35 protein-coding genes are annotated in these 19,069 nt (G+C 35.4%); 3 read left to right on the forward strand and 32 right to left on the reverse strand.

Annotation, left to right across the window (positions count from 1 at the left end):
* Positions 1–79 precede the first annotated feature (79 nt).
* From gpG to NST46_RS21690, 8 genes are all read right to left on the reverse strand, one after another.
* Positions 80–409, reverse strand: coding sequence for a phage tail assembly chaperone G (gene gpG, locus NST46_RS21655; protein WP_341137781.1), 330 nt, complete (start codon positions 407–409; stop codon positions 80–82).
* A 3-nt stretch (positions 410–412) separates the two neighbouring features.
* A complete protein-coding gene (locus NST46_RS21660; protein WP_341137782.1) occupies positions 413–904 on the reverse strand; it encodes a major tail protein in 492 nt (163 codons plus the stop codon).
* Between the two features lie 13 nt (positions 905–917).
* A complete protein-coding gene (locus NST46_RS21665) occupies positions 918–2,639 on the reverse strand; it encodes a terminase large subunit (protein WP_341137817.1) in 1,722 nt (573 codons plus the stop codon).
* A gap of 25 nt (positions 2,640–2,664) precedes the next feature.
* Complete coding sequence (locus NST46_RS21670; protein ID WP_341137783.1) at positions 2,665–3,018, reverse strand: P27 family phage terminase small subunit; 354 nt, start codon at positions 3,016–3,018, stop codon at positions 2,665–2,667.
* A gap of 155 nt (positions 3,019–3,173) precedes the next feature.
* Positions 3,174–3,467: an HNH endonuclease gene (locus NST46_RS21675; RefSeq protein WP_341137784.1), complete on the reverse strand. Its 294-nt coding sequence runs from the start codon at positions 3,465–3,467 to the stop codon at positions 3,174–3,176.
* On the reverse strand, positions 3,464–3,745 hold the full coding sequence (locus NST46_RS21680) for a hypothetical protein (protein WP_341137785.1): 282 nt from the start codon (positions 3,743–3,745) through the stop codon (positions 3,464–3,466). Before NST46_RS21680 ends, NST46_RS21675 begins: the two co-directional genes overlap by 4 nt.
* Complete coding sequence (locus tag NST46_RS21685) at positions 3,738–4,118, reverse strand: hypothetical protein (RefSeq protein WP_341137786.1); 381 nt, start codon at positions 4,116–4,118, stop codon at positions 3,738–3,740. The genes NST46_RS21680 and NST46_RS21685 overlap by 8 nt, the downstream gene beginning before the upstream one ends.
* A gap of 69 nt (positions 4,119–4,187) precedes the next feature.
* Positions 4,188–4,733, reverse strand: a complete 546-nt coding sequence (locus NST46_RS21690; protein ID WP_341137787.1) for a hypothetical protein — start codon at positions 4,731–4,733, stop codon at positions 4,188–4,190.
* 114 nt (positions 4,734–4,847) lie between these two features.
* Here NST46_RS21690 and NST46_RS21695 point away from each other — a divergent pair, with 114 nt between their 5' ends.
* Positions 4,848–4,988: a hypothetical protein gene (locus NST46_RS21695; RefSeq protein ID WP_341137788.1), complete on the forward strand. Its 141-nt coding sequence runs from the start codon at positions 4,848–4,850 to the stop codon at positions 4,986–4,988.
* A 1,020-nt stretch (positions 4,989–6,008) separates the two neighbouring features.
* On the opposite strand, the gene NST46_RS21700 is transcribed toward NST46_RS21695, so the two are convergent.
* From NST46_RS21700 to NST46_RS21815, 24 genes are all read right to left on the reverse strand, one after another.
* A complete protein-coding gene (locus tag NST46_RS21700) occupies positions 6,009–6,290 on the reverse strand; it encodes a hypothetical protein (protein ID WP_341137789.1) in 282 nt (93 codons plus the stop codon).
* Between the two features lie 359 nt (positions 6,291–6,649).
* Positions 6,650–7,573, reverse strand: coding sequence for a nucleoside 2-deoxyribosyltransferase (locus NST46_RS21705; protein WP_341137790.1), 924 nt, complete (start codon positions 7,571–7,573; stop codon positions 6,650–6,652).
* Positions 7,574–7,767: 194 nt separating this feature from the next.
* Entirely contained in the window at positions 7,768–8,310 is a 543-nt protein-coding gene (locus NST46_RS21710; protein WP_341137791.1) for a site-specific integrase, read from the reverse strand.
* A complete protein-coding gene (locus NST46_RS21715; RefSeq protein WP_341137792.1) occupies positions 8,307–8,756 on the reverse strand; it encodes an ArpU family phage packaging/lysis transcriptional regulator in 450 nt (149 codons plus the stop codon). Before NST46_RS21715 ends, NST46_RS21710 begins: the two co-directional genes overlap by 4 nt.
* 88 nt (positions 8,757–8,844) lie before the next feature.
* Complete coding sequence (locus NST46_RS21720; RefSeq protein ID WP_341137793.1) at positions 8,845–9,132, reverse strand: hypothetical protein; 288 nt, start codon at positions 9,130–9,132, stop codon at positions 8,845–8,847.
* 15 nt (positions 9,133–9,147) lie between these two features.
* On the reverse strand, positions 9,148–9,309 hold the full coding sequence (locus NST46_RS21725; protein ID WP_341137794.1) for a DUF3954 domain-containing protein: 162 nt from the start codon (positions 9,307–9,309) through the stop codon (positions 9,148–9,150).
* A gap of 149 nt (positions 9,310–9,458) precedes the next feature.
* Positions 9,459–9,623: a hypothetical protein gene (locus NST46_RS21730; RefSeq protein WP_341137795.1), complete on the reverse strand. Its 165-nt coding sequence runs from the start codon at positions 9,621–9,623 to the stop codon at positions 9,459–9,461.
* Positions 9,620–10,183, reverse strand: a complete 564-nt coding sequence (locus NST46_RS21735; protein ID WP_341137796.1) for a dUTP diphosphatase — start codon at positions 10,181–10,183, stop codon at positions 9,620–9,622. Before NST46_RS21735 ends, NST46_RS21730 begins: the two co-directional genes overlap by 4 nt.
* Positions 10,180–10,518, reverse strand: coding sequence for a hypothetical protein (locus tag NST46_RS21740; protein ID WP_341137797.1), 339 nt, complete (start codon positions 10,516–10,518; stop codon positions 10,180–10,182). The genes NST46_RS21735 and NST46_RS21740 overlap by 4 nt, the downstream gene beginning before the upstream one ends.
* Complete coding sequence (locus NST46_RS21745) at positions 10,515–10,721, reverse strand: hypothetical protein (RefSeq protein WP_341137798.1); 207 nt, start codon at positions 10,719–10,721, stop codon at positions 10,515–10,517. Before NST46_RS21745 ends, NST46_RS21740 begins: the two co-directional genes overlap by 4 nt.
* Positions 10,722–10,844: 123 nt before the next feature.
* A complete protein-coding gene (locus tag NST46_RS21750) occupies positions 10,845–11,198 on the reverse strand; it encodes a hypothetical protein (protein ID WP_341137799.1) in 354 nt (117 codons plus the stop codon).
* Between the two features lie 45 nt (positions 11,199–11,243).
* Entirely contained in the window at positions 11,244–12,263 is a 1,020-nt protein-coding gene (locus NST46_RS21755) for a DNA cytosine methyltransferase (protein ID WP_341137800.1), read from the reverse strand.
* An 89-nt stretch (positions 12,264–12,352) separates the two neighbouring features.
* The gene (locus NST46_RS21760) at positions 12,353–12,649 is read right to left on the reverse strand and encodes a hypothetical protein (RefSeq protein ID WP_341137801.1); all 297 of its coding nucleotides are present in this window, start codon (positions 12,647–12,649) and stop codon (positions 12,353–12,355) included.
* Between the two features lie 18 nt (positions 12,650–12,667).
* Entirely contained in the window at positions 12,668–12,907 is a 240-nt protein-coding gene (locus tag NST46_RS21765; RefSeq protein ID WP_341137802.1) for a hypothetical protein, read from the reverse strand.
* Positions 12,908–12,935: 28 nt separating this feature from the next.
* Positions 12,936–13,202: a hypothetical protein gene (locus tag NST46_RS21770; protein WP_341137803.1), complete on the reverse strand. Its 267-nt coding sequence runs from the start codon at positions 13,200–13,202 to the stop codon at positions 12,936–12,938.
* On the reverse strand, positions 13,199–13,369 hold the full coding sequence (locus NST46_RS21775) for a hypothetical protein (RefSeq protein ID WP_341137804.1): 171 nt from the start codon (positions 13,367–13,369) through the stop codon (positions 13,199–13,201). Before NST46_RS21775 ends, NST46_RS21770 begins: the two co-directional genes overlap by 4 nt.
* Positions 13,370–14,215: a hypothetical protein gene (locus NST46_RS21780; RefSeq protein ID WP_341137805.1), complete on the reverse strand. Its 846-nt coding sequence runs from the start codon at positions 14,213–14,215 to the stop codon at positions 13,370–13,372.
* Positions 14,216–14,227: 12 nt separating this feature from the next.
* Positions 14,228–14,878, reverse strand: coding sequence for a conserved phage C-terminal domain-containing protein (locus NST46_RS21785; RefSeq protein ID WP_341137806.1), 651 nt, complete (start codon positions 14,876–14,878; stop codon positions 14,228–14,230).
* A 104-nt stretch (positions 14,879–14,982) separates the two neighbouring features.
* Positions 14,983–15,651, reverse strand: a complete 669-nt coding sequence (locus tag NST46_RS21790) for an ORF6N domain-containing protein (protein ID WP_341137807.1) — start codon at positions 15,649–15,651, stop codon at positions 14,983–14,985.
* Between the two features lie 27 nt (positions 15,652–15,678).
* Positions 15,679–15,930, reverse strand: a complete 252-nt coding sequence (locus tag NST46_RS21795) for a hypothetical protein (RefSeq protein WP_341137808.1) — start codon at positions 15,928–15,930, stop codon at positions 15,679–15,681.
* A 15-nt stretch (positions 15,931–15,945) separates the two neighbouring features.
* Positions 15,946–16,182: a hypothetical protein gene (locus tag NST46_RS21800; RefSeq protein ID WP_341137809.1), complete on the reverse strand. Its 237-nt coding sequence runs from the start codon at positions 16,180–16,182 to the stop codon at positions 15,946–15,948.
* Between the two features lie 3 nt (positions 16,183–16,185).
* On the reverse strand, positions 16,186–16,365 hold the full coding sequence (locus NST46_RS21805; protein ID WP_341137810.1) for a hypothetical protein: 180 nt from the start codon (positions 16,363–16,365) through the stop codon (positions 16,186–16,188).
* Between the two features lie 14 nt (positions 16,366–16,379).
* Positions 16,380–16,568, reverse strand: a complete 189-nt coding sequence (locus NST46_RS21810) for a hypothetical protein (RefSeq protein WP_341137811.1) — start codon at positions 16,566–16,568, stop codon at positions 16,380–16,382.
* Between the two features lie 116 nt (positions 16,569–16,684).
* Positions 16,685–16,882 (reverse strand): helix-turn-helix transcriptional regulator, encoded by a 198-nt coding sequence (locus tag NST46_RS21815; protein ID WP_445321747.1) that lies wholly within the window; start codon positions 16,880–16,882, stop codon positions 16,685–16,687.
* Between the two features lie 177 nt (positions 16,883–17,059).
* Here NST46_RS21815 and NST46_RS21820 point away from each other — a divergent pair, with 177 nt between their 5' ends.
* Positions 17,060–17,692, forward strand: coding sequence for a LexA family protein (locus NST46_RS21820; protein ID WP_341137813.1), 633 nt, complete (start codon positions 17,060–17,062; stop codon positions 17,690–17,692).
* A 13-nt stretch (positions 17,693–17,705) separates the two neighbouring features.
* Positions 17,706–19,037 (forward strand): recombinase family protein, encoded by a 1,332-nt coding sequence (locus NST46_RS21825; RefSeq protein ID WP_341137814.1) that lies wholly within the window; start codon positions 17,706–17,708, stop codon positions 19,035–19,037.
* Positions 19,038–19,069: the final 32 nt, after the last annotated feature.

Here is a 19,069-nt window from a genome sequence, read left to right on the forward strand (position 1 = left end):
CACCCTGTTTTGTAAGGTGATTCCGGGAACATTAACTTTTTATATAAATTCAAAAGGGAAGTGTACGCTTCTTTAAACGTCACTTCCCCTGCTCGTTTCCCTCATTACCTTCTGTTTTCGGTTTTCCAAATACTGCTTCTGCTAATTTAGATTTTACATATTCACCACTTGCTCCATTATAGACTTGCTCAACTGTAAATTGACTACCAAATACAACATTAGCCAATATCCCTACCATCGCATCCTCTTCCTCTAATTGTTCTTTAGCTGATGGGAAGTAGTTTTTGTTTTCATTTACTTTTTCTTCTACTTTGGCTTCTAACTCAATATATTTACGTTTAGCAAGCATAGGCACAAATGGTGTGGTAAATACTTTCTTTTCACCTTCGATAAAAAGTTCAATTTGCATAAATTAAACCTCCGGAGCCCAATTTTTATCGATAACTTCGTTAAACCATTCATCAAATATTGTCTTATCAGTAACCTTTGTGCTTTGATCCCACATCTTGTATTTCTCAAGTCCATCATGCAGTCGTGGCAATGCTTCACCTGATAGGTTTGGAGTTTGGTAAGTTGGTGTTTCCTGTTTAGTTTCCTTGTTTTCTTCAGCAGGCGCTAACTTCATGCGATAAATCCAAAAATACTCATAACCACCACGGGCGCTTTCTGCACGTCCACCAATTGCGATATATGGTGGATCATCATTCGCTGCATCTGTCAGACCGCCATTTTCGTCCAATTCTTTTCCTAAAATATCTGCTTCGACTTCTTCCTCTAGATATGCAGTATTTAACGTGACAGCAATTGGTCCTTTAGCTGCACCCGGAGTACTTAAATCACCAAAAGCAAACGGGATTTCCAAAACACTTTTCGAACGTTTTTTGAATCGATTAAATAACTTCAATTTCTCACCACCTTCAACTGTTCAGCCATTGACTTGCTGTACCTGCTTTTTCTAAGTTTTTTAGCATCTGCATGGATGAAAACACAGCTGCATCAAACACGTCAATTCTTTGAGTGTCTAGCACTTTTTCATATTTGATAGCATCATCTGTCTGCTCGATTGCTCGAACATTTTCCAGACAATATAAAAAGGCTTCTGAACCGAGATAATAAAACTTCCCGTCCTTAGCCTTAGTTTCAATCCTTCTGAACCCTTCTGATTTCAGGTGAAAATATTGTGGAGTATCTTCAATACGAAAACCAGCCTTTTTCATACCCAAGAAAAATTCTCTTCCGAATTTCTTATCAAAACCAACTTGTTTAATCTTAAACCCTTTTTTCTTCATGTTGATAAACCATTTGATAACTTCTTGATAGTCCACAATTGGATCATTTGACATTGTTAGCCAGCCATCGTCTTGCCATCCGAATAGAGGGATATTATCGACATCTGCTTTTTCATGTGCTGCAACAATCGGGAAGAAAGCGTGTGTAATTGCTATATCAACATCTTTGTAAGTTCCGTATAACGCTGTCGCAGTTAAATCATGTCGCTTCGATAGGTCGGCACCACCAAACCACTCAATCGGTAATTTAGCCAATTTCTTTAAAATTTCCTCTTTGTCAAATCCACTAAATCCTAATGTCTCCACAACCTTAGCATCTGATCTAATAAATTCATCAGAATTAAACCATGCCAACATAGCGCTTGTATATTTGTTCATCGACTTGGCTAGAAAATCTTTTCTCTGCTGCGGATCGTTTTGCGCTTGCATAGCATCGTTCATTATGTCTTCGGGACGAATAGTCACGCCATAGTTAGGGTTGGCTTTTTCGTGTTCGATGGCACTTGTATAATCCACATTACCTTCTTTGTCTTCATCAGCCTTTGCGATAAATACAAAATACTGCTCATCCTTTACAGAACCGGACAAGATTTTTTGGCAATAAACCAAACGATTGTAACAAAAACTATTTTGATTATCCCCTGCAGTCGTGATGCCAATCATTAATTTATTCGTATATGCTTTCATGGCTTCTTTAATTACGTTATATTGAGTAGCCTTTTTATAAGCATGAAGTTCATCTGCAATTGCAATATTACAGTTCAAGGAATCTTGTTTATCTGGATTTGCTGCCAATGCTTCGATGTGCAAACTACCATCACCTAAATCACCACTAATAGATGACTCTTGGTTATTTGCTAAAACTCTGAAATTATCAGCTTCGCCCATATGTTTAAGATTGAAATTAATATAGTCAAAAGCCTGTTTGGCTTGTCTAAGCGCAGCTCCCACAATGTATATTGTTGAACCGCTTCGTCTTTCCAACAAAGCTAAAGCCCACGAGAGAGCAGCGACAAATCTAGTTTTACCGTTTTTTCGTGGCAAAAAAATAAACGCTTCTTTATAGCGTCTAATAATTGATCCTGCTAGGAAAAATCCTAACAAATTATAAATAATGAACATTTGCCAAGGCTCTAATAAAAATGATTGTCCTCTTAGTGGCGTCCCATCTATACGTTCGCCTTTATCATGAACAAATGTTTTTTGTATGATGCCAATAACAAATTCGGCATCTTTTGGTTTAAAGTCATATTCCGTATTTTCCAGATCGTCTAAAAATCGTTGGCACATTTGAATGGTTTCTTTATTTGCTATCTTTCTACCTTCGACAATACTGTTTGCATACTCCATTACAACGTCGTGGTGTTTATATTTTTTAGTCAAGGTTACTCAATATGCTAGCAAGTGTTGACTTTTTCTTGCTATTGCCGTCTTTAGGCTGCATAGTGGATTTTGGGTTTAGGCAAAGACGGTCGGAGTATGCTAATATATCTTTTCGTAACGATTCTAGGGTTGCTACAATTGGTGACTTTTTCGCACCGCCTGCAGCTGTGTATGATTCGTATTGATAACCCTCGCTTTCAAATTCATCATTCAGTTTCAAATACTGAAAAACGAGTTCGGAATATATGTCAATCAAGCGATTATATTGAGGTTTATGAACTTCAAGAGCTTTCATATCTGAAATTGTCCTTCGCTTAATTGTTTCTTTCGTCGGAATTTTTGACACCGCCTTTCACCTCCCAAAAAAATATTTTCAAAACCTCGCACTATTGGAAACTTCTCCCCTCTTCGCTCCATAAGTTGTCAGAAAATTGTCTGCAAAGTAGGGGGGATACCATTTTTTTCTCGAATTAATGGAATTGTTTATCGTTTTAACACAATTCAAGTTAACTGAAACAACTTATGCTTCACTCTGGTTTGCCAAGTCTTACCTCTTGCTGTGATCTCATTAGTAACTCGATCATGCATTACCTCATGACATTTGTTACATAAGCTGATTAGATTATCGTTTACTAATCTTAATTCATAATGAGTTTCAAGTGGGAAGATGTGATGCACCATCGTAGCCACCGTAGTCTTACCGTACCTACTACACTCCTTGCATTTATACCCATCTCTTTTAAAGATGATCGGTCTTTTGTTTTTCCATTGCCTTGATTTGTGAAAGGCAGTCATAGATCAGCACGACCAAAGTTAATGAGGTTGTACTTAAGCTTACTCATACGTGAGTTGATATCCTCTTGCAATTCTAATCGTTTACCCCAAGTTAGTGATGGCTTCTTAAGCTGCATTTTACGTACCTTACTATCCGTAACGAATGCTGTGTAGTGATGATAACAATGCTCACACTTGAAATATGTCTCACGTATATCATTCGGATGACGTTTCTCTTTAAACAATACATCAGTTATCTTATGACAGTTATCGCACATTGCTGTTATTGGTCTAGTCATGTTCAAGCACATCCTTGTAGCCACAATGGTAGCAATGCCTATGGGTCTGATACAACTGAGTATCAGCAGTAAGTATATTCAAATCCAAGCTAATCGTCTTACATTCTGGGCAGGTGTGTTTAACTACATTGTCATACTCTTTCAATGCAGCAGTAGCTTTCTTTGCTTCCCGTTGTACTGCCTTTAATCCTTTGAGTGCATCAGCACAATCAAAGTCTACCGTAATTGTTCCAGAGCTTTTAGATTCACTAGTACCATAATCAGTTCCTGCAAGAAACTCTTCTTCCTCTTTTGAAAAAGGTTTACTTGCATATTCTCTCCACTCTTTTGCTTCTTGTTTGTTAAGTTCTTCGCACGACTTATTGTCTGCCATGATTAACATCTCCTTTTAAATTTGTATATTAAAAAGACATCTCATTGAGATGTCTTCATTAAATTAATACTATTCTAAAGCCGTCCAATTAGATGAGGGGTCTACTTTTAACTGATGCTTTTTTCCTTTAACGTCTGTAAATATAACATTAAATTTTAATGCGTCCTCATCCTCAAATATAAACTCCTCATTATAATCTGATTTTGTGTACTTGCGTAAAATAGTTATTATCTTACAAGTGTTAGCTTCTAAATTGAAAGCTCTATTAACATCCTCATTATCCACTGAAAAAGTTAAATCACTAGTAGACCTAGTAAACGAATCATTAATTTGATTTACTTCAAGTCGAACATCACTGATAGCGGTGTTTGAATCACCGGAGTTAGATGCTATTATTTCAAAATATAATGTAAGGTTATCAGCTTGATTTAATCTAACACTTCTAGTAGAGTAACCACCAGCCCCATCTTCTTCTGTTTTAAACCTGTTTAATTTAGCTTCCCTTAGTAAGAATTTTGGTCTGGCTCTTTGAATATATTTATCCCAAATTGCTTTAGCTAAAAAACCAATAATTCCACCTATAGGCAAGCCTGCAATTATACTTTCAAAATCCATATATTTACCACCTCTCTATTTCTATATATTCGACAAATCATTTAAAAACCCTTCAAAAGTAGCAGGAATTTCTAATCACCTGTCGAATAATATAGTTAAAAAGGAGTGTATCGATTGAAAAAGTTTTTCTACGGCTGCCTTGGTGTAGCATTCGTTATTTTAGTTTTAGATTGGTTTGCTGACCTAGACCAACAAAATGCTAAAGAAGTTTTAGATTCTTTGTTAAATTGGGATGCGTTAAAAAACTGGTATTAAAAATCGCCAGCGCACCTTTCCTCGGTAGACTGGCAAGACCAATATTTTCCCCATACTATCATAATAACACGGAAAGTAAGGTCAAAAGTGACATGATAGTGGCATGGTCAATATAATTTAATTATTTACCAAGATTATATAATCTGCTATTATTTACTTAGCCCTAACAAGGGGAACTTTCTTAAGGGAGCTGATCTTATTAGCAAACTTTTTGAAGTCCCCTGTTCCTTATAGAGTGAGATAACTTTAGATTATTTAGTAATGACGTATCTGTGAGACTCGTCTCCTCACCGCCGACGGGCGATAATCGGCAGGCGTAACACCTGGGGAAAATCGCCTATTCCCTCGTGCAACACACGATTATGGAGCTAAGGTCTGAAGGGATCAAATTCTGTCATGAGCTAATGGGGACAAGTAGCTAGGCCACAGTAGTTAAAGTCATGACTTCACCCATAGAAGCTTTAATGGTCCTTAAAGTATTTGATAACTTGACTGAGGAGTTAAGGGACAAATTGCAAGTGAATTAAGGTAAAAAAGCGTGGAATAAACCCAGAGGGAGGGACCAATCTGTCTGGGTTTTATTAATGATACCGTTAAGTTGAACTTACCTCCATCCTAACCCCTCCATAGTTGCTTGTATTGTTACGTCACGCCATCTCATTGCTTGACGTTTACTCACCTTACATTTCATCCCAAGAAAACATTTGTAAAACCAGTATTTCACGCGAACCAAATTCTTATAGTCATCCCGCAATGCATTATAAACTCTATCAATAACTTCTACAGCCATAATAAGATAATTTAACTGTTTACTCGATGTTAATCTGGGAGCTATTCTGCCTGTGGGATCTCCAGGCACTCTAACATTGTCAACATACCTTCGCTCCACTTATTGTCATCTATAATCATATTCATTTTGTATATATATAAAAAGACACCTCTTTTGAGATGTTCTAGCCATTTTTCAGCCCTAGCTTCTATCTACTTACTTCAACAAAAGAGGAATTTCATTAAGCGTTCTTATACTTCTAATAAAGTTTTGTCTATGGCATTCTTGATTTTGTTGTATTCTTTTAATCTATCTGCCATAACGGTTTGATAATACTCGAACCCATCTTCATGCATACATTCTTGACATCTTCCATATTTATAGGCATAAATATAAAAATAAGACTCTTTTTCGCTACATTGTGGACAATTACCCCAGGTTACCTTTTCTGCAAGTGGGTTAGGTGCCAATTCATTTACTGCGTTTATGATTTGTTTTTTGAGTTCTATGGCGTAATGATGACTTTTACTCATGTAAAATACCTCCTTTCCTATCAATGTAATTCGACAACTAAATAAAAATTCCTGCTAAATTAACAGGATTTCACAAGTTTTGTGTCAAATGTACTTAGAAAGGAGATACATCATGAAGAAATTAGCAATAAGTATAATAATTGGCTTTTGTTTAAATGTAGGTGTAACCAACCATAAAGTGAAATGAATGGTTCAAAAAATTAGAACCACCAACACTCCAATGTTCTTCAGACTCTTACCATACAAAAAGGCACCCACTATTTCGTGGGCACCCTTCTTATAAACTTTTCTACTATACAATCATATCTTATTTATTTGTAAATGAACTGCTTCTTTTCTGCCATTTGTCTGCCATATATTTAAATAGTAGCTCTAATTCGATTCATTAGTTTGATATACAAGTCTTCTTCATTTTCCCATACAATGTGGCTGTATTGCCTTGTATCAAAATGAAGATTCTCAAGATCGTTGTTTCTACATGTCCATATAACTTTCTTTCCTAAGCCCATGGCAAATCCTGCTTCAAAATACACTCCACCTCTATGCCCCGTGAAGTCGGCGATAACAAATTTACTTTCTCTTATTTCGGCAATAATTTCATCATCAATTTTATTATTATGCTCTTTCTTATCAATTCTAATCGGTTCAAATCCATTATTTTCAATTGCCTTACTAATAGCATTAGAATATATAGTATCCATTTGTTCATCAAACCACATAGCAACGAATACCTTAGTTGAATCTTCATAACCTTTATTCTCTAATTCTACAATTCTATTCCAACCTTTAAAAGTAATAGACATATCAGTAGGAACTGCAGCACTTCCTACAATATAACCATCTTCTATCATTTGATTGACTAAAAAAGAATACTCAACACTATTGTTTGTATCTGTGAAAAACAATGTTCTATCCTCTGGATTAATTTTTATTACTGATCCTTGATAGGCAGTTACCTTAGCTAAGTTAATTAAGCTACGTTCGAGTTTTGAAGTCGCTGATTTAGGAAATGACTTTAACAATTCCTCTATTAAATATATTGGCGGTATTTTAATTTCTACTCTTTCACTAGGATACTTTTCAAAGATGCTAATAGGAGATAACCCCCTATTATTTCTTTCCCTTAGAATAATAGATAGCTTGTGCCGAATTTCATCACTCAGCAAGTCTACAGCAGTGTTGGTAATATAGTAAGTTCCACAAAAACTACATTTCACATCATAATTCCATACTTGATTTGAGCTTACTAATGATTCATTTCTACAAAAGAAACATTTTCCCATATTTATCACCCTTTTTAACTTTAATGATTATTAGTTACCCATATCTTATATACTGAGTAATTCAGCAATATAGGTAAATCCATTGATATATATGATTCTAGCATACTTACCAATAAATGAGTTACACGTTCGTTTATTATGGATAACTAATAGGTTAACGACAAAATAAAAAGCCTTCCAATTAAATGGTTGGCTTATATTCTAAAGTCTTTTATCGCTTTGTTCATTGCGTCTTGGTCAATACCGATGTACCGTAATGTAAATGCTGGTTCAGAATGGTTTAATATCTTTTGGAGCAATGCTACATCACCTGTTTGTTTATATAGGTGATACCCAAAAGTCTTTCTTAATGTATGAGTACCAATGTCAATCAAATCAAATTCTTTAGCAGCCTTTCGTAATATCTTGTATGCCATACTTCTTCCAATAGGCTTGTTAATACCCTCTCTACTTTTAAATAGGAATTCATGGTCCTCTTTGCCTTCAATGTATTTTTTGAATTCTCTTTGTAACTGTGGAGTCATATCCAAGTATTTATCTTTTCCAGTTTTTATTTCAGTTATTTTAAAGTATGACTTTTTAGCGTCTGATACTCGTAAAGGAAGAATATCAGATATCCGGAGTCCAGAGTTAATACCTGTAACAAAAAGCATATAATTTCGCTCATTCTGTTCTTTTAGGTATCGTTTGACTTCCCTTATGACTTCCGGATCTCTTATCGGCTGAACAAAATTCAACTTACTTCACCTGCTTCCAAATACACCTCAATACGTAAAATAAAGGCAAGCTTATAAAATGCTCTTGCTTTAAGCCTATAATACTTTCTTTCACTGAATCCTAGCTCATTATAAACCTCATAATCATATACTTCATCATCACTTAAATAACGTTTAACAATTAATGAACGCTCCTGGTAAGCCAATCTATTAACAGCCCTTTGAATCTTAAGAAGATAGTCTTTTCTTTTATTTTCCATATCCAGCCTTTTTATAGCTGCTTCTTCGGTGCTTGAATGGAATTGGTTACTCGGTGCAGATGGTACTAATTTAAACGATGAAGTGATTTTTGGTTCATATTCTTCTGGATCCATAAGTAAATACATCTGATATTTCTCAAGTTCAGACTCAACTGCAGCTCTTGTCGCATCTCTATCGATTTCAGGTAATTTGAATGTTAATTGCATATGACCCCTCCTAAAATATAAAAAGGCAGCAACAGAGATTACTAAATCCCTCGTTACTGCCCTGGTTGTTCCAGTAGCATTTATTTAGTTAATCTTCTGCGTTTTGGTAATCAATATCTGATTTATAAACGGTGATTGTTTCTCCTTCAAAACTCGATCTCTCAGCATATTTTTTAGCCATCCAGCAATGTTCATCGTTTTCGCTATTATAAACAACATTCATTAGTTGAGGTTCTAAAATGGGAACTCTGTTACCTCTTGTTTCTTTCACATATTTTTCAGCCTGTTCCAAGAAGTCATTTTCATCTTTGAAGTTTCTAATGTCACTGAGAACCATTTCTCCATCCCAATCTTCCATAAAACCCTCAATCGCCATATTTAACTTCTCCCCTCACTTCGTATACTTAACCTCATACCGACCAAGCTTTCCAGCTTCCCACTTCTGAACCACTTCACCAAATCCACTGGCCGGTTTATCAAGCTTTTCAAGTTCCCCATTTTTAACCCGAAAAACTGCATCCTCATCAAGTCTAATCACAGCTGTTTTCTCCATCCAAATGCCTCCTATGCTTTAATTTTTAATGCTTTATCAAAGCATTCTTGACACAAGCTACTACGTTGGTTGCGTGAAGTGTTTCCACATTCGATACACTTTTTCATCATTTTCCCTCCAATTCGTCTAATAAAAGATTAATTTCGTTTTTAGCCCACCTTGATAAAGTAGATGGAGCAAGGATTTTTGGCCATATCCAACCAATTATAGTTATCTAGTGGCTCCAGAGGCTTGCCATATTTTTTAATGCCTTTTTGGGCTTGACTGGTTGCAGTTTCCCTAAATGAAGCAATGCTTTTTTCTAAATGACTCAATATCCATTCAGCTGCCTATCATGATTAATTTTGTTCTTATCAAGATATGCTTGTTCGATTTGTTCCCATGTGAAGCCTAGCTGTAATTCTCCTAAACCTACAAACATACTGAACATAATGTCGTATGCTTCAACTAAATCATCTCTTGCTCCATAATTTATATAATCATGAACTTCGCTAATTGATTTAAACATTTTATTGAATGTATTAGTTGTTTCTAGTTCCGTGTAATCTCCATCAACACATATATCTTCTGAATTTATATTTAGACTCAACCCAATACTCAATATAAAGTGCAGGCAATCAACGTATTCTTCTAGGAGTGGGTTTCTAGTTAAACCTTGTTGAGCAGCATAGTAAGATGTTAGGCCTACTTTCGTTCTTGGCTCCTGGTCCTTACTCCAAAACTTAAACCCTCTCCACTCATTAGCACACTCACCTAGCTCAACTTGTAAAGAAAGCATCTTCATATCTAGCAAATCCTGTCCTTCCAGACCTTTTTCTTTTACAATGTGATAATCTAATCCTGCTTGGATTTCGAATAATTTTGATAGATTCATTGATTTCTCTCCTCCGATATTGCATTCTCGTACATTTCTGCTTTAGCTTTTCTTTGATATTGCTGTAATTCTTTTGACAAACCGACTTGTAAATGTAATTTATAATGATGTGGGCAAAAATCCACTTGATGACCAATCTTTTCAGCGCATTCTTCACACATCGGTAAATCACATGTTTCATGCTTATATCCTGGTGAATTAACTTTATTAAATAGATTCCGGTCTCTGAAAAATATAATGCTATTATCATATCTGACTATAAAGTCACATAATTTAGTTGCTTTTCTTTTCTTACACAATGGACAATGATTATTGAATAACTCCAGATCGTTCATTGTTTATTCTCCTCTTTAACCATCAAACCAGGATGTACTCTATCCCAACTCCATATTACTGGATGCTGACTGTTATTTACTTCGACTAATAAAAAATCAGTTAATGGATCACCAGCTAAACCTGTGATGGTTCCTTCTTTACCATCTTTATCAACTAAGATCATTCCTACTTGTAGATACCCTAGTTCTTTAACTGACTTCATCCCTCAATCCTGCATCCCTTCCTCAACCTAGCTTTAATTTCATGCTTCTGTAACCGTTCATACAACCAAACTTTATGCTCGCCTTCTCTCCTATAAAGAAGGTAATAACCAGCTCTTAGTGATTTACTCATCGTCATCATCCAATCTGATAGCCATTCTTGCTCTATCTGGATTTTTTCTATTTGCGATGCGTTTTTGTCCGCTAGGTGTTGTCATCCACATGATGTAATCTGGTGTGACATTTAATTCTTCAGCACATTCCACAGCTGAGCCTATAACAAGAAGTTCTTCACCCTTGTAGACAGCATAATCTACACTTTTCCTTGGACTTCTATCTTGATCGATTAGACCCAATTTATATTTCTTCAATTGAACAGCCTTATAAGTTCTACCTAATTTATTGGCTATTTCAATAATGGATAGTTTTTGATGGCTTTCTTTTAAGAAGTTCACCTCTTTATTTGTCCACAATTTCATGTGGTTGCCTCCTTTCGTTAGTCAGAAGTTTATTCGGAATGTAAACTAACTTAATCGCTTTGCTATTTCATAAATCACATTCACTGTCACTGAATTTCCTGCTTGTTTATAGAGTTGAACCTTCGAGTTAACTTTATGTGCAATATTGAACTGTTCATCGGTAAATCCTTGCAATCTCCAATATTCTTTTGGTGTTAAATATCTTATATTTTCATCTTCTAACAATACTCCTACACTAGCTGACGTAGTTAACGTTGGTGACGATTGGGTTTGTATTCTTCCTCTTCCAGTTGTTCCGTTCGGATGATCCAATCTAATACCATCACCAGGACAGGCTTCAACATACCCTTTTTTTACGTTTTCTTTAATCAATATTGTTTTTGGCTGTTTGTAATCTCTTGCCGATAACGCTCCTACTATTCCTTTTGAATCGTGCACCCAGTACCCAAAATTTGTACCTGGTGCTTTTGGATTTTTAGTAGTTCCAATCACTTGAATACTAGGCGTTTTATAAGTTCCTCTGATAGGAAGTATTTTTCGGGTACGCTCTCCTCTAAGATGTCCGATAATGAACACCCTTTCCCTGTTTTGCGGGATTCCGAAGTCTTTAGAGTTAAGCACTTGCCATTCCGCATCATACCCGAGTTCATCCAAGGTTCGGAGGATTGTCTCGAATGTATTTCCTTTGTCATGGTTGAGCAGTCCTTTGACGTTCTCAAGGAATAAATATTGTGGTCTGATGATATTGGCGATACGTACAATTTCAAAGAATAAAGTTCCTCGAGTGTCATCGAATCCCCCTCGCTTCCCAGCAACTGAAAAAGCTTGGCATGGGAATCCTCCACAGATAACGTCAATTCGTCCTCGACCCCTAAGCTTTCGAATATCGTCATCTGTAACGCTTGTGATGTCATACGCTGTCCACTCCCCTTCTGTATTGTGTATTGCTTCGTATGATTTTCTAGCGAACTTATCCCATTCTACATAGCCAACGCATTCATGACCTGCTTGTTCCATACCTAGCCGGAAGCCGCCTATACCTGCGAATAAATCTAAGAATTTCAAGGTACTCACCCGCTTTCTTTACTCCGCATTTTCTATCAACTATTGATTAGTTGATTACATCTAACTTTTCGGTTGTTCGATTAAACCATCTAACTTTCTCTTTTCAAGTTTTCATGAAGTAAATCAAGTATTTTCGCATACCAAGGTTCATAATCTGGATCAGCCAACATAGAAGGTACTGTTTGCTCTGATAAAGGTGCATAGAGAGAGAAATAACCATTCACAACATTAAATACAATCTTCTTTGAATTACTTCCAATGCACTTTTCTTTAATACAAATCCAGTCGCTACTGTGGCCATATTTTTTAGTGTCAATTTCCCAGCCTTCAACAGCAGCGATGGAAATTAATTCATCCAAACTACGGTTTTCGTTGCTACGTTTCATAAATAAATCTCCCATTTATTATTCATCTTGATTTGACAGTCTGTTCCTTAACTCTTGGCATATGAATTTGTAACATGACATTATGTCGTTAAAACCTTCATGAAAAAATTCGTTAGAAACCTCATATAATCCAAACGAGTTAAGAGATAATTCCATGTCTTCAAGTTCAATTGATTTACCTCTGTCCAAATCAGATATTTTTGTAAATACTGGGTCTTCTTCCGTGCCAAGGTATTCATAGATCATTACTTGTTGCATAATTACCACTCCGTTTAACTTGTTTAAGTTAACCCATTCTATAAGCAAAAGATCTCTTTATTTTATTGTTTCTTGCCTGATGGAATAATCCTATAAAGATTTCATCCGGATCACGATCAAGTAAGTTTCCAATCTCTTCAGGGTTGTATCCACGTTCGTAAAGTTCTGTAACCTCCTCCAAAAGAGATTCAGAAAAAATTATATTTAAATCTCTTAAGCAGTAGATTAATCCTCTTTCTTCCATTAATTCTTTTCTACTTTTCTTAATACGTTTAATTGGCGGTTTAGCAATCATACAACCTCACGCTTTCGCAAATATTCTCTTGTCTCTGCAGCAGACATTACCGCCTTATCTCCAACTGGACTTTTGTTATAACGCATCCAGTCCATAAATTTAGTAACTGTTTGCTCATCCGTATCTTTTGGATCAAATACCATTACTGATTTCATTCCTTGAAACATTTATATCAATCCTTTCATACGATGGTCTGGACCATCTACCTTTAATATTTTTGCACCAGCTGACATTCGGCTTAATATCCGTTTCCCATGTGTTTCACCATATTTTTGTTTTACTTCAGCACTGGAGTAGTTCAAGTTATAAAGATTGTTTTTTCCTTGTCTATGATCCAAAATTTGATATAAAATATCACCGGACCATGTTTCAAATCCATTTGAATCAGACTTTGAACGTTCTCCTGCTATTTCATCTAGAATAAGTACATCGGCTTTATTTAAAGTGTCCAGAATGATGTCTTCTGTTAAACTTGTCCGTCCCCTGTATGTGCTTTGAATTAGCTTCATAAGCTCTGGTATTTTAGCGAAAATGACGATTTTATTCACTTGATAATTTATGTCATTTCCTCGCCAATCTTTTTCAGTCCACTTCACTTTCTGCTTTTCAATCTCTCTTTTTGCACAACGGAATAAATGTGACTTCCCTGTGCCGGGATCACCTTGAAGAACAACTGATTTATGTTCTTCCTGGATTAATCCTTTAACAATCTGCAAGGCTTCATTTTGTGACTTTGTTTTTGGTAAATAATCATCGAATGTCACGTTTTGAAGCTCATCCGGTATATAGCTAATTGCCCTTGCTTTATTTGCTAATTCTCGTCTTTTTGCAGGTTCATAACCATCTGTTTGTTGTTTAGCTAGATTACTAGTATCACAGGTTAAACAAACGCTATATTGTTCTCCATTTCGTTCATAAACAGGAACTTCACTTTTACATACTTCACATGTTCGTTTACCGACCAACTTTATTCCGGCACTTTTGAGTATGTTAAGGTCCTTGATAGATTTCATAGTTGGCCTCCTTTAAAACAAATTGTCATACGGATCATCACTTGGTTTGTTCTGCTGATTGAGATAACCTTCAAACTTTGTTCCAAATAGTGTTTCCGGTCTAAGGTATTTACTCATATCAGGATTGTTTTTCCATTCTGTTGTTTTAATATCAATTACGCTTTTAAATTCATCCAATCTAAAACCGTCATTCCATCTTGCTTTGATTAATGCTTTATTTTTAGGGGTAGATGAACGGTAGTTTTTATTAGCTACATTGTTGAGATAATTTATTATCTCGACATAAGGTATATCTAATGTAGTATTAGATGTAGTATTAATAACTGTAATATTATCTTTGACTTTTTCGTCAATAGGGGTATTGACCTTTTTGTCAATAGGCTCTTGACCAATTCGTATATACCTATTGATTATTTGGTTGGTACCCTCTTTGTAGATAATTTCAATTTTTATATAGCCCCTCTCCGATAATTGGCTAATCCATCTAGAAACTGTTTCTTTGCTCACTTTATAAAGTTCTGCGAAATATGAATTACTTGCCCAGCAATATCCTTTTTCATTACATAATGCAGTTATTTCTCCATATAACAATTTGGCATTTGCCTTTAAGTCATTGTCATACCGGATGTTAGCTGGAATAATAGCATAATAACTTTTCTGCATTTTTTTCACCTTCTTTATTTTTCAATGCATAATCTTGTTCGAATCTGGTATACTATAATAAATAACTTTTGAAATGAGAGGGAATGGTGCTGCAACACCAAACCTTACATTGGTCTCCAGGCTTCAATCCATCTAATTGCGTCGGTGTAGTCAGTTCTTTTGACTTCTCTGTAGGTCGGAGCCTGGAAAGCTCTTCTTAATTGACTATAAATTTTTGAATACATCTGACGTTTAGTTTCCAAACTACCCATAATGCCATGCGAAAAAAGTTGCTCGATACGTTTTTTAATTTCGTGATTCAAAGTTGTTGCTTGTCCATGATTAAGAGTAAGTTCATTGTTTAATCGTTTCTCCAGGGTGTGAACCTTTTCTTTCATCTCTCCTAATTCCTTCGAATTTTCTAACGTAAGCTTCATTGAAGCAATTAATTGATCTTTCTCTGATAACACTTTTGCTTTAACAAAATATGAATCTACAAGTTTGTCATAAACATCCCATGCTTTATTAGTGTTTAATGACTTAGCGTGAAGAAATGCTCCTTTTTCTGTCCACAGATATAAAACAGATGTGTATTTAAGGGTGGGGTCAATTTGACGTGACCCTTTAAATTTCCTTAATTCTTCGCCAGTTAGGGTGAAATAATGCTTGCCTTCAACAAACCTTTCTACGTTCCTCTGGAAATTACGATTTATTATTTTGGGATCTGCACCATATCCAATCGCCAACTGATTGGTTGTTAGGACCCTTTGTCCTTTTCTTTCTATAACTTGCATATTGTATGTCTCCTTTCAGTTAAATATTTATGGTGTAACTTCCCATCCAGATAACTCAACCACCTTTGCACGATACCTCATAAAAGCCTGAACCAATTCAGTGTTCAAAGGCATTCCTTGACTAAAGTAACAATCAGAGCAGCAAAATAAATCTGTCTGAACATGGTAAGTACCTTCATCCATTCTCACGTATTCAATTGGATTCATTTCATTTTCCTGTGCTCCCTGCTGGTACTCAGGAATTTCATTTGGTTTACGATTGCAATATGGACAAATCACTGTTCTCACCTCCCTTCAATACCAATCCCTAATTAATGTTGTAGCTTTTTCATCAACATCTTGATTTATCTTTTTTCGATTTAATGTAATTAAAATTTCTAAAGAACGACTCAGATCTGCTAGCAATTCATTTTTGGTGCTAAACTCTGCTTTTTCCGCCATCTCAACTGCTTTCAATCCTACATTTAACAGTTTTTCCACCTGCTCAATCATTTCCGGCCAATCTTCCTCTTGATAATGATTTTTAAGCAATTACTACACCTCCATCTCGTCCATAACTGCCAAGTACATTTGTCTAGCATGAAAATCATTTGGACCATGTGCTAATACTAAATCGTTTAGCATGTTGCCTAGTCGCTTGTTTTTTAATTTCTGTGATGCACCTTTAATTTGATTAAAGCGTTGGGTCCACTTATTCATTTGTTCGAATGTCATTTGATTGCTCCCTTCTATGAACCTATTAATTTGAGTTTAGTTATTAATCCTTCATTACTCTTAATAACTTTTCGCTCATATTGATTATTTAAATCTTCATCTTTAACTCCCCAACCATTGTTGTTATTCAGCAGTTCGTCTAGCCCATCTGGGATTGGGAAGTTGTGACCTTTTAAATTAATACCTGTTATTTCTAGCTTCATTTTCCTTTCTTCTCTTTCAACAAATCGGCAACCAATTCTTTAAAAATCTGTTCTTTCTTCTCTTGTTTTGTCATATGATCACCTCGTTTTTTGACTATAGTCAACGCTGCGTTGACCTAGTTTGTAAAAAAAATAGTCCAATCAATCCCCAATACATCCCCTATTTTTTGAGCTAAACCCACAGATGGCGAGCGTTTCTCGTTTTCGATATCATTGTAATATTGGCGTGACACACCTATTTTGTCTGCTATTTCTTGTTGAGTTAATTTCTTTTCTTTTCGCTTTTCTACTAAACAACCATTCAAAAATTTCACCTCCTAATAAAATTTTATAATATCTTTATAATCTGTCGCCTATCTGTTGACTCAACTATAAATCAACATATAGTAGATGTCAACTACTAATTTACAACTTATTAGTATATTTTGTCGCCTTTATGTTGACAATAGTCAATACGTACCTTATTATAGATTACAAAGGAGATGAAAAAAATGTACGGACAAAAATTAAGAGAGCTTAGAAAATTAGAAGGATGGACCCAAGAAGAAGTAGCTAAAAAACTAGGAGTATCCAAACAAACTTATAGCCATTATGAGAATGAAAAAAGGAAGCCAGGATTAGAGATGATTCAAAAACTAGCAAAGGTATATCAAGTGGATATTGGTATAGTTTTTGGAAATGAGTTAAAAGTTAACCCTGAAATTAGTGAATCACCAGCGACATATGATACCGCTGTTAAAATACCTATTATAGGAACCATTGCTGCGGGTGAGCCAATATTAGCCGAACAAAATATCATTGGTTATGCTCCTGCACCTCCAATGATGAACCTAGAAGGTAGAAATACTTTTTACCTCGAAGTAAAAGGGGAAAGCATGAATCGAGAATTCGCGAATGGAAGCTTTGTGCTAGTTGACCGTGATTTACAAATAGAAAACGGGCAGATTGCTGCAGTTATGGTTAATGGAGATGAAGCTACAGTAAAGAAAATCAATCGTACAGACAATATATTAACTTTAATTCCATTGAGTTCAGATGATTCATATTTTCCAGAAGTAATAAATTTAGAAAAAACAGAAGTAAAGTTTATCGGAAAAGTTATTGGAGCATTTAAACAATACTAGGAGGCAAGTGATTATGAAAGCGGCACTTTATATGCGGGTGTCTACCCGTGAACAAATAGAAAATTATAGTATCCCATCACAAAAGGAAAAATTAGAAGCATATTGTAAGTCTAAAGGATGGGATATACACGATACATACATAGATGGCGGGTACTCCGGTTCGAACATAGATCGCCCTGATTTGCAAAGGTTATTAGGTGACATTAAAGACGTAGATGTAGTTATCGTTTATAAACTAGATCGTCTATCAAGATCCCAAAAAGACACATTAGAACTTATAGAAGATAATTTTCTTAAAAATAATGTTGAATTCGTATCTCTTACAGAGACGTTAGATACATCTTCCCCGTTTGGACGAGCAATGATAGGTATACTATCTGTTTTTGCACAACTAGAACGTGAAAATATAGCTGAACGCATGCGGAACGGACATATCAAACGAGCTGAAGAGGGATATAGGGGCATGGGCGGTGATTATGATCCTTCTGGATATGCAAGAGTAGATGGAGAGTTAGTTATTAAACCCGATGAAAAAGAACATATACAAGCTGTTTTTGATTTATATGAACAGTATCATTCGATTACGAAGGCACAAAACGAACTAAAATTAAGAGGGTATCCTGTTTGGCGTTTTAGAAGATACCGTGATATTTTATCTAATAAATTGTATATAGGTCTTGTTAGTTTTGCAGGGGAATATTATAAAGGAAAACATGAAGCAATCATATCAGAAGATCAATTTAACCGCGTTCAAGCACTTTTAGAAAGACATAAAGGGCATAATGCTCATAAAGCGAAAAGGAGCTTGCTATCCGGTTTAATAACGTGCTCTTGTTGCGGTGAAGCTTACGTTACTTATTCAACAAGTCAAGGTTACAGATATTATATCTGCAGAGCTAGAAGATTTCCATCCGAATACCCTAAAAAGTGCATGAATAAAAATTGGAACTATAAAAAAATCGAAGAAATAATTATTAAAGAGATTCAATTTCTTACAGTTAGTAAAGAAAATAATAAACCTAAAACCAAAAAAGTTAATTTTGATGTCCAAATCAAAAAGGTAACCGAGAAGATAGAACGTGTTTTGGGATTGTATACAGAAGGTATCATACCAAAAGAAACTTTGGATAAACAAATCGAAATTTTAAACACTGAAAAAGAAGCAATTTTAAAAAGAAAAAAGGAAAACACAAGTGAAAAAAATGAATTATCCGACGAACAAATAAATGATCTCGTTATAAATTTGACTGATGCCGATTTCCCTGCAAAACAAGCAGCAATACAAAAGCTTGTTAAACGAATAAAAATCGATGGTGAGGACATTGATATAATGTGGAATTTTTAATACCTATTTTTACGTAGTCATTACCGGCTGTT

Origin of the sequence: Oceanobacillus sp. FSL W7-1309 (assembly GCF_038002145.1) — a bacterium.
Classification (GTDB): Bacteria; Bacillota; Bacilli; order Bacillales; family Amphibacillaceae; genus Oceanobacillus; species Oceanobacillus profundus.